This window comes from Xanthomonas cannabis pv. cannabis, from assembly GCF_000802365.1.
Lineage (GTDB): Bacteria > Pseudomonadota > Gammaproteobacteria > Xanthomonadales > Xanthomonadaceae > Xanthomonas > Xanthomonas cannabis.
The window spans coordinates 1-13,022 of record NZ_JSZE01000032.1 but is presented as its reverse complement, the minus strand read 5'-3'; the positions used below and the strand labels follow the sequence as shown (position 1 = coordinate 13,022).

The 13,022-nt window shown below is 65.6% G+C and carries 10 protein-coding genes; 5 read left to right on the top strand and 5 right to left on the bottom strand.

The features are described from left to right. Window positions 1-24: 24 nt before the first annotated feature. Window positions 25-1,341: a lipid IV(A) 3-deoxy-D-manno-octulosonic acid transferase gene (waaA, locus tag OZ10_RS07510; protein ID WP_039564379.1), complete on the top strand. Its 1,317-nt coding sequence runs from the start codon at window positions 25-27 to the stop codon at window positions 1,339-1,341. Between the two features lie 290 nt (window positions 1,342-1,631). Here waaA and OZ10_RS07505 read toward each other — a convergent pair whose 3' ends face one another. From OZ10_RS07505 to OZ10_RS07495, 3 genes are all read right to left on the bottom strand, one after another. Next, complete coding sequence (locus tag OZ10_RS07505) at window positions 1,632-3,014, bottom strand: TolC family outer membrane protein (RefSeq protein WP_039564377.1); 1,383 nt, start codon at window positions 3,012-3,014, stop codon at window positions 1,632-1,634. Between the two features lie 20 nt (window positions 3,015-3,034). Next, window positions 3,035-3,691: a protein-L-isoaspartate O-methyltransferase family protein gene (locus OZ10_RS07500; RefSeq protein WP_039406308.1), complete on the bottom strand. Its 657-nt coding sequence runs from the start codon at window positions 3,689-3,691 to the stop codon at window positions 3,035-3,037. Window positions 3,692-3,819: 128 nt separating this feature from the next. Further along, window positions 3,820-4,473 (bottom strand): TetR/AcrR family transcriptional regulator, encoded by a 654-nt coding sequence (locus OZ10_RS07495; RefSeq protein WP_039564375.1) that lies wholly within the window; start codon window positions 4,471-4,473, stop codon window positions 3,820-3,822. A gap of 312 nt (window positions 4,474-4,785) precedes the next feature. Between OZ10_RS07495 and OZ10_RS07490 the strand changes: the two genes are divergently transcribed. Next, complete coding sequence (locus OZ10_RS07490) at window positions 4,786-7,788, top strand: ligand-binding sensor domain-containing diguanylate cyclase (protein WP_039564374.1); 3,003 nt, start codon at window positions 4,786-4,788, stop codon at window positions 7,786-7,788. Between the two features lie 206 nt (window positions 7,789-7,994). Here OZ10_RS07490 and OZ10_RS07485 read toward each other — a convergent pair whose 3' ends face one another. After that, complete coding sequence (locus tag OZ10_RS07485; protein WP_039406311.1) at window positions 7,995-8,873, bottom strand: LysR family transcriptional regulator; 879 nt, start codon at window positions 8,871-8,873, stop codon at window positions 7,995-7,997. 120 nt (window positions 8,874-8,993) lie between these two features. Between OZ10_RS07485 and leuC the strand changes: the two genes are divergently transcribed. The 3 genes from leuC to leuB all read left to right on the top strand — a co-directional run bounded on the left by leuC (window position 8,994) and on the right by leuB (window position 12,300). Further along, window positions 8,994-10,442 (top strand): 3-isopropylmalate dehydratase large subunit, encoded by a 1,449-nt coding sequence (leuC, locus tag OZ10_RS07480; RefSeq protein WP_039564372.1) that lies wholly within the window; start codon window positions 8,994-8,996, stop codon window positions 10,440-10,442. A gap of 69 nt (window positions 10,443-10,511) precedes the next feature. Further along, the gene (leuD, locus tag OZ10_RS07475; RefSeq protein WP_039564370.1) at window positions 10,512-11,159 is read left to right on the top strand and encodes a 3-isopropylmalate dehydratase small subunit; all 648 of its coding nucleotides are present in this window, start codon (window positions 10,512-10,514) and stop codon (window positions 11,157-11,159) included. A 67-nt stretch (window positions 11,160-11,226) separates the two neighbouring features. Next, window positions 11,227-12,300 (top strand): 3-isopropylmalate dehydrogenase, encoded by a 1,074-nt coding sequence (gene leuB, locus OZ10_RS07470; RefSeq protein WP_039564368.1) that lies wholly within the window; start codon window positions 11,227-11,229, stop codon window positions 12,298-12,300. 340 nt (window positions 12,301-12,640) lie between these two features. Here leuB and OZ10_RS07465 read toward each other — a convergent pair. After that, the coding region (locus OZ10_RS07465) for a transposase (RefSeq protein ID WP_039564367.1) at window positions 12,641-13,022 on the bottom strand (382 nt) is incomplete at its 5' end.

Below are 13,022 nucleotides of genomic sequence, written 5' to 3'. Positions count from 1 at the left end.
CGGACGCTCCCGTATCCTGCACGCATGCGGAAAGACCCGATCGAATGGCTGTTGCGCGGGCTGTACTCGGCGCTGCTCTACCTGTTGTTGCCGGTCACGGTGTACCACCTGGTGTGGCGCGGCTTTCGCGTGCGCGAGTATTTCAATCGCTGGAACGAGCGCTATGCCTCGTACACGCATGCCTGTGGCCGTCCACGGGTCTGGGTGCATGCGGTGTCGGTGGGCGAGGTCAACGCCGCTGCGCCACTGGTCAACGCCTTGCGTGCGCAGCGGCCGGACATCCGCTGGGTCATCACCACCATCACACCCACCGGCTCCGAACGCGTGCGCGCCGTGTGGGGCGATGCGGTCGACCATGTGTATCTGCCCTATGACGTGCCCGGTAGCGTGGGCCGGTTTCTGGAGCATTTCCGGCCAAGACTGGCGCTGATCCTGGAAACCGAGTTGTGGCCGAACATGCTGTTCGGCTGTCGCGACCGCAAGATCCCGCTGTACATCCTCAATGCGCGGCTCTCGGCGCGGTCGTTGCGCGGTTATCGCGTGCTGGCCCCATTGATCAGCCGCGCGCTGCGCACGGTGACCTGCGTGGCGGCACAGTCGCAGGACGATGCGGAGCGTTTCATCACCCTTGGCGCGCGTCCGGACCAGGTGGTGGCACTGGGCAATCTGAAGTTCGATATCGCTGCGCCGGCGCAGTTGCAGGCGCTGGTCGCGCAGTTTCGCGCGCATGTGCCGGCCACCCGCCCGGTGTGGATTGCCGCCAGTACGCACGAAGGCGAAGAGGCCGCAGTGGCCGATATCCATGCGCGGCTGCTGCTGCAATGGCCCGACCTGTTGCTGCTGTGGGCGCCGCGCCATCCGGAACGCTTTCCCAAGGTCGAGGCGCTGGCGCGCGAACGTGGCTGGGCCGTGTCCACGCGCAAGACCCAGCAATGGCCACAAGCGCGCGACAAGGTGTTTGTCATCGATACCCTGGGCGAGTTGATGAGTTTTTATGCCTGCGCGCAGGTGGCCTTCGTCGGCGGCAGCCTGCAGCCGATCGGCGGGCACAACCTGCTGGAGCCGGCGGCAGTCGGCACGCCTGCGGTCACCGGCCCGCATCTGCATAATTTTTCCGAAATCTCGCGGCGCATGCGCGAAGCCGATGCGGTGGCCATCTGCGAGGACGCCGAGTGCGTGTACAACGACCTTGCCCGCTTGCTGGGCGATCCTGCACAGCGTGACGCAATGGCCGCCGCTGGCCTGGCCTTGGTCGCCAATGGCAAGGGCGCCGTCGCGCGCACGCTGCTGCACATTGCACAGGATCTGCCGCCGGTGGTGAGCGACGGCGCTGCTGCGTAAGGCTTGTTGATCCGCACGTGGCTGCGTGCATGACTGCGTGCATGACATGCAGCAATTCTGCAGACGCCAGCTGCCAGATTGCAGCGGTCGTTGCGTTCATCAGTGAGAGCGTGCAACGGTGACTGACGCGAGCCTGGCTTTATCCAACGCAGCGCATCGGGCGTCGTAACGACCGCTTTACCGTACTAACCGAACTTGCAGCAGTCGCCACGAAAAGCGCACATGCAATTGCCTCGCGCGCACAAAAAAGGCGGGCCTGGGCCCGCCTTTCGCGTTACCTGCGGATCGCGTTACTGCAGCGAGCCACTGCCCTGCAGCCTGGACTCGGCATCCTGCGACAGCAGGCGGTTGACGTCCTGCAGATCGGTAATGTCGAGCTTGCCGATGGCCTGGCCCAGCAACAGCCGGTTCTGCAGGAAGGTGTAACGCGACTGCGCGTAGTTCAGCTGTGCCTGGAACAGGGTGCGCTGGTTCTGCACCACGTCCAGCACGGTACGCGTGCCAACTTCCAGGCCGACCTGCGAGGCGTCATAGGCCGCCTGTGCGGAGACCACGGCCAGGCGGCGCGCTTCCACTTCGCTGATACCGGCAACCACGGTTTGATAGGCATTGCGCGTATTGCGATCCAGCGCGCGCTTCTGCTGCTCGTAGGTGTCCTGCTGGATGTCACGACGCGACAGCGCCTGGCGCACGGCCGACTGGGTTGCACCGCCAGCGAAGATCGGGATCGACAAGGTCACGCCGATCGAATCGGTATCGATGTCGCGGCCGTTGGTGGTGAAGTTGCCAGCTGCCTGATCCACCGTTCCTTGGCCACCCCAACTGTTGCTGCGGCCGATATTGGCGCCGAGATTCAGGGTCGGGTAATGCCCGGCACGCGCGGCGTTGACCTGCGCTTCGGCCGCGCTGACCTGCAGCTGCTGTGCCTTCAATGCCGGGTTATCGGCAATGGCGGTGGACACCAGTTGATCGACATTGCTGTAGGCCGCCGGCACTTCCGGGCGGAAGTCTTCCGGCAGCGCACGCAAGCCCACCACCGGCTGGCCGGTGAGTTCGGTTAGCGCCTGGTAGTAATCCTTCAGCGTATTACGTGCGTTGATGGTGTCCGCGCGCGCCTGGTCGTACTGGGCACGGGCTTCGTGCACGTCGGTGATCGGCGCCAGGCCAACCTCCAGACGCTTGTCCGCGTAATCGAACTGCTTCTTGGCGGCTGCTTCGTTGGTCTCTGCTGCCGCGAGCGATTCGATGCCCACCAGCACCTGGAAGTACGCCGCCGACGTACGGGTGATCAAATCGTTGTTCGCCGATGCCAGCGTGAAATCGGCTGCCTTGGCGATCTCGCGCTGGGCGCGCAGGGTGGCGAACTGGGCCCAGTTGAAGATGGTCTGACTGCCCTGGATCGCATACTGCCGTTGCTTGGTCGTCGAACGACCGTCAACCCCTTCTAATTCGCGATGCGCCTGGGTGAATCCGGCAGTGCCGTCCAGCTGCGGCAACAACGCCGCGCGCGCCTGCACCTGGCCTTCCCGATTGACCAGGCGCGTGGACTCAGCCACGGCCAGCTGCGGATCGCCGTTGCGGGCCATTTCGTAGACCTGCAGCAGGTCGGTGGCGTGCGCAGCCATGGGAGACAGGGCGGCGGCCAGGGCCAGAACGAGGGATCGGCGAATCATCGGGGAAGCTTCCTTGGGAATCAGAATTGGAATCGGGGCGTGGGTGCGGCGCCCTGGAGATAGGCGAGGTCGGTTTCGAACAACGATTCGATGCGCGGGGCGTTGACATCGCCACGGACCAGGACCGCTTCCATCACCGGTTCGTGACCGCGCACGACAAACAGCCGGCCGTTCGGGCGCAACCACTGCAGCCACTGGGTCGGCAGCGTGTCGACCGCGCCGGTCACGCAGATGGCATCGAAACGGCGCTCGCTCTGCCAGCCGAACACGTCGGCGGTGTCGATCCGGACATTGCTGCCCAGGCCGGTTGCATCCAGATTGGCGCGTGCGGCGCTGGCCAGCGCGGGGTCGATCTCCAGGCTGACGACCTCGCGCGCGAGCGCCGCCAGGCAGGCGGTGGCAAAGCCGCTACCGGTGCCCACTTCCAGCACGTCTTCGCCCGGTTGCAGATCCAGCGCCTGCAACATGCGGCCTTCGACCACCGGCTTCATCATCTTGTGGCCGGCCGACAGCGGAATCTCCACATCGACATAGGCCAGGGTCTTGTAGGCCTCCGGCACGAAGGCCTCGCGCGGCATGCGCGCCAGCACGTCGAGCACGCGCAGGTCCAGCACGTCCCACGGCCGGATCTGCTGCTCGACCATCTTTTCGCGGGCCTGGGTGAAATCGATCGTCATGGTGCGGTTATCCAACGCGGTGGGGCGGACATTTTACCGGTGCGCGGGGCAACTGGCGCATCTAGCATCGCCGCGCATGGACCACCGGCGCAGTGCCGGAAGTCATCGCCACCAAAGGCCGGGGGCGGTCAGCGGGGTGCATAGGCCCTCAAAAAGAAGTCCACACTGGATTCGATGTGCTCGTCCACCTGCGCGCGGGTGGGCTGGCCGTGCAGGCCGCACATCATCAACGCATACAACTCGCCCTTGAGCAGGCAGAAGAACTGCGACGCCGCGCGGGCCAGGTCGGTGATCTCCAGCTGGCCATCGGCCACCCGTGCGGACAGGAAATCCGCCAGTGCCTGTTGGGTCCGCTTGGGGCCGGCGTCCCAGAACATCTCGCGCACATGCACGTCGCCGGTGCCGGGCGCCATCATCATGCGGTGGGTGGAAATGGCCGAGTCGGTACTGACCATGGCGAAGAACGCATGCGCGATCTCGATCAACTGGTCGCGCAATGCGCCCTCGGGGGCATGATCGAACAGGTCGTCCGGCATCATGTGCTGGCATTGCGCGCGGATCGCCTCGGAAAACAGGCTTTCCTTGTCGCCAAAATGGCTATAGACGGTCAGCTTGGAGACGCCCGCCTGTGCGGCGATCCCATCCATGCTGACCCCGGCATAGCCTTGCTCCATGAACATGGTGCGCGCAGCGCCCAGGATGGAGGCGCGTTTCCCAAGATCCTTGGGACGCCCAGGGCCGTTGCTCTTGGCCTTGGACTTGAGGGGGGGCGAGCTGGACATGCGGTCAATACTAGACCATCGGGTTCTATATTTATACTCGGTGGCCTGAATGCATCAGCGCGCGCGTCGCAGCCCACAGGTCCGCACGGCGTGGGAGCGGGCGGCAGATGACCACCCCGCGTGCCCCGTTGCCGCTGAAATAGTGATAAGCCATCACCGTCTCGGCCGAATGCCTCCCGGTGTCATGGTGGTCCCGGCAGCTGTGGGGAATCCACCTAGGGCGGGCCGAAAACCCCGGTGATAGATTTGCCGCAGGCCTGTCAGTGCATACCGGCAGGCGGGGCCAGCAGGCACGGACGAGGGGACGGAAGCGTGGACAGGGTCGGGGCGCAGACGCATGCAGGCTGCGTTCGCAGCACAGGTGTGCTGTGGGCGGCGCTGCTGTGGCTGTGGGTCGCGCTGTGCTGCGCGACGCTCGGGTTGCCGATGGCTGGCGCGCAGGAGCTCGACCACACCGCCTACCACACCGTCACGCGCTGGAACATGGACGACGGCCTGCCGCACAACCTGGTGCATGCGGTGGCCCAGGGCGAGGACGGGCTGATCTGGCTCGGCACCTGGGAAGGCGTGGCGCGGTTCAACGGTCGCGACTTCACCGTCTACGACCGCCAGAACACCCCGGGCGTGGAACTGGGGGGCGTGTTCGTGGTGTTGCGCGACAGCACCGGCGGCATGTTGTTCGGGACCGCCTTCGACGGGGTCTACCGGTACCGGGATGGCAAGTGGCAGCAATTGGGCGATGCCTCGGCGCGCCATCTGGCGGTCAGCGCGTTGCTGCGTCGTGCCGATGGCGCGTTATGGGTGGGGACGCCGCAGACGCTGTACCGGATCGAGCCGGATGGGCGCCTGATCGATGTCGGCCGCCAGGCCGGGTTGCCGCATGCGCGCATCACCGCGCTGTCGGCTGACGACACCGGCGAGCTGTGGGTAGGCACCGAAGTGGGCTTGTACCGGCTGCCGCGCTCCGGCGGTGCAGCAGAAGCCTGGGGCAAGGCGCATGGCATGCAGGCCGTGCCGGTCCGACGGCTGGCCAGCGATCGCCAGGGTGGCCTGCTGGTCGCCGGCGACGATGGCGTGTGGTGGTGGGGTCGCGCCGGCGGGCTGCAACGGTTTCGCCAGGGCCAGCGGGTGGATGCGCTGTTGCTGGATCGGCGCGGGCATCTGTGGATGAGCATGCCCAGCGGCACGCTGCTGGTGCATCGTAGCGCCGGGGTGCCCGACGAACAGGTGCAGATCTCCGGTGTCGCCAGCCCGGCACTGCTGGAAGATGCCGAAGGCCTGATCTGGGTCGGCAGCACCCATGGCCTGTTCCGGATTGCCGAAGGCGCTGCGCACGGCGTCACCCAGGACGACGGGCTGGCCTCCGATTACGTGCGCACGGTGTTGCAGACCCGCGATGGCACCGTGTGGGTCGGCAGTGCGGTCGGCCTGGACCGCTGGCGCAACGATCAGATCACCCGGGTGTCGCTGTTGCCGTCCGAAGATGGCCGGATCCTGGAGCAATCGGTGCTGTCGCTGGCCGATGCCGGCGACGGCGGGGTCTGGGCCGGCACCTACAGCCAGGGCGTGCTGCGGCTGGACGCGCAGGGCAGGGTCTTGGTGCGCATCGGTGCGGACGATGGGTTGCCCTCGCTGTCGGTGCGGGCGGTATTGCCCGATGGCGAGGATCTGTGGATCGGCACCACCGGCGGGCTGGTGCGCTGGCGGCATGGCAAGGCGCGTCGTTACACCGCGGCCGACGGGGTGCCTGACGGTTCGGTGCAGGCGCTGTACCGCGATGCGCAGGGCATCATCTGGATCGGGACCGATCGCGGCATGACCGGTCTGTCGCCGGGCGGCAGCACGCGTGCGTGGCTGGGCGAACAGGACTTCCCTGGCCAGAACGCCTTTGACTTCCTGCGCGACGCCGGCGGCGATCTGTGGATCGCCAGCGATCGTGGCCTGCTGCGCCTGCATGGCGAGCAGTTCCGCGTCTACGACCACCGCGTAGGCCTGCCGCGCGACAAGGTCTTCCGCGTGATCGACGATGGCCGCGGCTACCTGTGGCTGTCCAGCAATCACGGCGTGTTCCGCATCGCGCGCAGCGACTTTGACCAGATCGATGCCGGCAGCCGCGAGCAGTTGAGTGTGGAGGTGGTGGACCGCAGCGACGGCATGCCCGGGAACCAGGGCAACGGCAGCAGCGCACCGGCCGGTTGGCTGACCTTGTCCGGGCAATTGCTGTTTCCCACCGCCGCCGGCCTGGGCGTGATCGATCCGGCGCGCGTCGGCACCTTGCAAGGTCACCGCGTGCCGATCGTGTTCGAGCGCTTGCTGGTCGATGGCATGGTGCAGCCGGTCAGCGGCCCGCATCGCTTTGGCGCCGAGACGCGGCGCATCGCCATCGGCTATGCCGGGCTGAACTTCCGCGGGCCCGACAAGGTGCGTTACCGCTATCGCCTGGAAGGCTTCGACCCGGAATGGGTGGACGCCGACACGGCCACCGAGGCGGTGTACACCAACCTGCCGCCGGGCCGCTTCCGTTTCCGTGTGCAGGCGATGTCGCTGCCGGTGGACTGGCGACAGACCGCACTCCTTGGCGAATCCAGTCTGGTCATCGCACTGGCCCCGCCGTGGTGGCGCCGTGGCGAGGTGATCGCGTTGGGCGTCCTTGCGCTGGCCAGCCTGATTTACGGGTTTTACCTGTGGCGTACGGCCAGCTACCGGCGAAGCCAGCGCCAGCTTAATACCGTGATCGATCGGCGCACACGCGAACTGCGCGAGAAGAATCTGGCGCTGCAGCAGGCCAGCGCGGAGCGTGAAGCCCTGATGCAGCAGCTGGAATACCGCGCCAGCCATGACGTGCTCACTGCATTGCCCAACCGGCGCGAAGCCGAACGTGTGCTGCAGCAGTGGTTCGACGCTGCACGCAGCGGTGGCCCGGCACTGGCGCTGGCGCTGATGGACATCGACCACTTCAAGCACATCAACGACGCCTACGGCCATGATGTCGGCGACGCGGTGTTGAGCGCGCTGGGCGATGCCTTGAGCGCCCAGGATCAGGCGCAGTGTTTCGCCGCGCGCCATGGCGGCGAAGAGTTCCTGCTGGCCGCCACCGGGCTGGACGCGGTGCAGGCACGCGCGCTGTTCGAGCGCATGCGGCAACGCCTGGCGGCAATCGAAGTGGATGCGCACGGCACCAGCGTGCAGTGCACCGCAAGCATGGGCATGGCGATGAGCCACGAAGTGCCGACGCGGCGCGAACTGCTGGCATTGGCAGACCGTCGCCTGTACCAGGCCAAGCGGCAGGGGCGCGACCGGCTGGTCGACCATTGACCTCGTGCTGGCGTATTACGCTGTCTGCCGGGTGTAGCCGTGCAGAACAGCGGTGGCTGGATGCCCCTGTCTTGCGTGCGATGCGTGAGCGCTCCGCTAATGTCTTTATCCTTGTGACGCTGTGCGGACCAGCGGCGCAGCAGTGCTGGCAGGTGGGTGCGGATGCGAGCGGAGCATGTCGTGCACCACGCGTTCCAGGGACTGCGTCACGTCTGGTCTGCCTGTGCGTTCAACAGCGCCACAAACGCCTGCGCCGCACGTGACAAGGTACGCCCGCCGTGCGTCACGCAGCCCAGCTCGCGCGACAGCGTCACATCGGCCAGCGGCAGCGCGACGATCTGATGGTCGATCATGCGTTCGGGCAACACGCTCCAGGCCAGCCCGACCGATACCAGCATCTTGATCGTCTCCAGATAATTGGTGGTCATGCGCAGGTGTGGCGCCAGGCCACGCTCGGCAAACAGCCCGGCGACGATGCGATGGGTGAACGTGCCGGGGTCCGGCAGCACTGCAGGATGCGCCACCACGTGTTCTAGCGTCACCTCCCGCAGGGCGGCCAATGGATGGTCGGGCGCCACCACGAATTGCAGACGGTCGTGCCAGATCGGCCGCGCGCGCAGCGGCGCGCGCGTGTCCGGTGCCAGGGTGGTCACAGCCAGTTCGACCTCGCCGCGTAGCACCGCCGCATACGCCAGTTCCGAATCCAGAAACTGGATGTCCAGCGCGGCCTGCGGGTGCTGCGCAGCGAAGCGACGCAGCAACGCCGGTAGGCGGTGCAGGCCCACGTGGTGGCTGGTGGCCAGGCTCAGGCGCCCGCCAACCGAGGCCCCGAGGTGCTCGAGCACGCGGCGGGTGTCCTCCAGTTCGGCAAGAATGCGTTGGGCGCGGGGGAGCAGGGCCTGCCCGGCCTCGGTCAGCACCACCTGTCGGCCCAGGCGATCGAACAACCGCGCCGACAACTGGCCCTCCAGCAAGGCGATGCGCTTGCTCACCGCCGGTTGGGTGAGGTGCAGCGCCTCGCCGGCCGCCGAGAAGCTGCCGCTCTGGGCAATGGCCACGAATGCGCTGAGGCTTGCGAGATCCACTGGCATTCCTGAAATTCATTTGTTGAATAAACAATATGAATTTGCGTTATCCAAGGCAAGCTCCTAGCATCGATCTCAGCCAGGTGGGCGCACCCACCATTCGCCACCCGGATTGCCGCGATGACTGCCAAGACGCTGTACGACAAGCTGTGGGAACTGCATGAGGTCGCCCGTCGTGACGACGGCTCCTCGCTGATTTACATCGACCGCCACATCCTGCACGAGGTGACCTCGCCGCAGGCCTTCGAAGGCCTGCGGCTGGCCGGGCGCAGGCCATGGCGTATCGACGCCAACATCGCCACCCCCGACCACAACGTGCCGACCACACGCGCCGAGCGCCAGGGCGGGCTGGAGTCGATTTCCGATGAAGTCTCGCGCCTGCAGGTGCAGACCCTGGACGAGAACTGCGACGACTTCGGCATTCTCGAGTTCAAGATGAACGATGCGCGCCAGGGCATCGTGCACGTGGTCGGCCCGGAGCAGGGCGCCACGCTGCCGGGCATGACCGTGGTCTGCGGCGATTCGCATACCTCCACGCACGGTGCGTTCGGTGCGCTGGCGCACGGCATCGGCACCTCCGAGGTCGAGCATGTGCTGGCCACGCAGTGCCTGATCGCCAAGAAGATGAAGAACATGCAGGTGCGCGTGGAAGGCACGCTGCCGTTCGGCGTGACCGCCAAGGACATCGTGCTGGCGGTGATCGGCAAGATCGGCACCGCCGGCGGTAATGGCCATGCGCTGGAATTTGCCGGCAGCGCGATTCGCGACCTGTCGATGGAAGGGCGCATGACCATCTGCAACATGTCCATCGAAGCCGGCGCGCGCGTGGGCATGGTGGCGGTGGACGAAAAAACCATTGCCTACGTCAAGGGCCGCCCGTTCGCCCCCAAGGGCGCCGATTGGGATACGGCTGTCGCGTTGTGGAGAACGCTGGTCTCCGACCCGGACGCGCACTTCGACACCGTGGTGGAGCTGCGTGCCGAAGACATCAAACCGCAGGTCAGCTGGGGCACCTCGCCGGAAATGGTGCTGGCGGTGGATCAGCAGGTGCCGGACCCGGCCGCCGAGCAGGACCCGACCAGGCGCGACTCGATCGAACGCGCGCTGAAATACATGGGCCTGAAGGCCAATCAACCGATCACTGACATCCGCCTGGATCGCGTGTTCATCGGCTCGTGCACCAACTCGCGCATCGAAGACCTGCGCGCCGCCGCCGCAGTGGCCAAGGGCCGCAAGGTCGCTTCCACGATCAAGCAGGCGCTGGTCGTGCCAGGCTCGGGCTTGGTCAAGGCACAAGCCGAAGCAGAAGGCCTGGACAAGGTATTTCTGGAGGCCGGTTTCGAATGGCGCGAGCCAGGCTGCTCGATGTGCCTGGCCATGAACCCGGACAAGCTCGGCAGCGGCGAACATTGCGCCTCCACCTCCAACCGCAACTTCGAAGGCCGCCAGGGCGCCGGTGGACGCACGCATCTGGTCAGCCCGGCGATGGCCGCTGCCGCGGCGGTGAGCGGACACTTTGTCGATGTGCGTGAACTCGGGGATTCGGCATTGGGAATTCGGGATTCGTAAAAAAGCGCTCCGCCATCCCCGGCCTTTTCGAATCCCCAATCCCCCAATCCCAAATCCCGGCCCCTCCCAATGACTCCTTTCACCCAACACACCGGACTGGTCGCGCCGCTCGATCGCGCCAACGTCGACACCGACCAGATCATTCCTAAACAATTCCTCAAGTCGATCAAGCGCACCGGCTTCGGTCCGAACCTGTTCGATGAGTGGCGGTATCTGGACATCGGCGAGCCTGGCCGCGACAACAGCCAGCGCCCGCTCAATCCGGAGTTCGTGCTCAATTTCCCGCGCTATCAGGCCGCCAGCGTGTTGCTGGCACGCGAGAACTTCGGCTGCGGCTCCTCGCGCGAGCATGCGCCGTGGGCGCTGGACGAGTATGGCTTTCGCGCCGTGATCGCGCCCAGCTTCGCCGACATCTTCTTCAATAACAGCTTCAAGAACGGTCTGCTGCCGATCGTGCTGGCCGAGGCGGAAGTGGATGCCTTATTCGAACAGTGCCTGGCCACCGAGGGCTATCAGCTCACCGTGGATCTGGCCGCACAGCGTGTGCGCCGTCCCGATGGCGTGGAATACGGTTTCGACATCGACGCCTTCCGCAAGCATTGCCTGCTCAACGGGCTGGACGACATCGGTCTGACCCTGCAGGACGCCGATGCAATCGGTCGCTTCGAGCAAGGTCATCGCGCACGCCAACCGTGGTTGTTCGTCGCGTTGCAGTAAAGCTTGCGTCGTGAACGCCGCAGCACAATGAAAAACGGGTGCGGTAGCGCCCTTCCACGAGGATTGCATGAGCAAGCAGATTCTGATTCTTCCCGGCGACGGCATCGGCCCGGAAATCATGGCCGAAGCGGTCAAGGTGCTGACGCGCATCGATGCGCAACACGGCTTGGGCTTCACCCTGGTGTACGACGAACTGGGTGGCGCGGCCTACGACAAGTACGGCAGCCCGCTGGCCGATGAAACACTGGAGCGCGCGTGCGCTGCCGATGCGGTGCTGCTGGGCGCCGTCGGTGGCCCGCAGTGGGACACCATCGACCCGTCGCTGCGGCCGGAGCGCGGCCTGCTCAAGATCCGCTCCCAACTGGGCCTGTTCGCCAACCTGCGCCCGGCGTTGCTGTATCCGCAATTGGCCGATGCGTCCACGCTCAAGCCGGAGGTGGTGTCCGGGCTGGATCTGTTGATCCTGCGCGAGCTCACCGGCGGCATCTATTTCGGTCAGCCGCGCGGCACGCGCACGCTGGAGAACGGCGAGCGTCAGGCCTACGACACCTTGCCGTACAGCGAAAGCGAGATCCGCCGCATCGCCAAGGCCGGCTTCGAGATGGCACGTTTGCGCGGCAAGAAGCTGTGCTCGGTCGACAAGGCCAACGTGCTGGCATCGAGCCAGCTCTGGCGTGCAGTGGTCGAAGAAGTCGCCAAGGACTACCCGGATATCGCGCTGTCGCACATGTATGTGGACAACGCGGCCATGCAATTGGTGCGTGCGCCCAAACAGTTCGACGTGATCGTGACCGACAACATGTTCGGCGACATCCTGTCCGACCAGGCATCCATGCTCACCGGCTCGATCGGCATGCTGCCGTCGGCTTCGCTGGATGCCAACAGCAAGGGCATGTATGAGCCCTGCCACGGCTCGGCGCCGGACATCGCAGGCAAGGGCATCGCCAACCCGCTGGCGACCATCCTGTCGGTGGCAATGATGTTGCGCTACACCTTCGCGCAAGCTGCTGCGGCGGATGCCATCGAGCAGGCTGTTGGCAAGGTACTCGACCAAGGCCTGCGCACTGCCGACATCTGGTCGGAAGGCACTACCAAGGTCGGCACCGTGGCGATGGGCGATGCAGTGGTAGCCGCGCTGTAAAGCGCCCGCTTCCGACGCGTTGTAGCTGTGCTGGTGGCTATCGTTCTTCGGGCGATAGCCACTTTCGTTTGGTGTCTCTCCATGTGTGATCACATCAGTCAAGCGAAGCACTCGCATGCAAATTCTAGATGCTGTGCGCAAGATTGATCGGTGCGGAGTTGGTCGGCAGCGCGGCGCCGCATCCAGTGTCGGGACACGCCGTGAATCCGTCCGTGGAGCAACTGTGTTGATCAGGATCTCGATCCGCGAGCTCTGATCGGTTTCCTTCAGGCGTGTTCATCCATAGGTGGCGGCCGCTGGCCGGCACGCTTTTGCGTCTGCTCATGGCCGTCGAGCATGCTCAGGCTGGCTGCGTGGCGGCTCTTTCATCGCGCACGCGCGCATTGAGGATGACCAGCATCTTGCGCATCACCGCCACGATCGCGACCTTGCCTTCCTTGCCGCGTGTCCGTAACGCTCTATAAAAATCACGCAGGCGGGGCTCGTGACGCGCCGAGGACATCGCCGCCATGTACAGCGCTTGCCGGATATCGGCACGGCCTCCGCCGATCCCTCGTTTCCCACGCATCTTGCCGCTGTCGCGCGATAGCGGGGCAACCCCCACCAATCGGGAGATCTGCTTTCCGTTGAGCGTCCCAAGCTCCGGCAACCGGCACGCCAACACGGCCAGCAATACCGGACCGACCCCTTTGAGCGTCTTCAACGCCGCCAGGTGCGGTTGC

Excerpts from the sequence above, each read along its gene's own strand:
- waaA (WP_039564379.1), top strand. The coding sequence starts at position 25 with ATGCGGAAAGACCCGATCGAATGGCTGTTGCGCGGGCTGTACTCGGCG.
- OZ10_RS07505 (WP_039564377.1), bottom strand. The coding sequence starts at position 3,014 with ATGATTCGCCGATCCCTCGTTCTGGCCCTGGCCGCCGCCCTGTCTCCC.
- OZ10_RS07500 (WP_039406308.1), bottom strand. The coding sequence starts at position 3,691 with ATGACGATCGATTTCACCCAGGCCCGCGAAAAGATGGTCGAGCAGCAG.
- OZ10_RS07495 (WP_039564375.1), bottom strand. The coding sequence starts at position 4,473 with ATGTCCAGCTCGCCCCCCCTCAAGTCCAAGGCCAAGAGCAACGGCCCT.
- leuC (WP_039564372.1), top strand. The coding sequence starts at position 8,994 with ATGACTGCCAAGACGCTGTACGACAAGCTGTGGGAACTGCATGAGGTC.
- leuD (WP_039564370.1), top strand. The coding sequence starts at position 10,512 with ATGACTCCTTTCACCCAACACACCGGACTGGTCGCGCCGCTCGATCGC.
- leuB (WP_039564368.1), top strand. The coding sequence starts at position 11,227 with ATGAGCAAGCAGATTCTGATTCTTCCCGGCGACGGCATCGGCCCGGAA.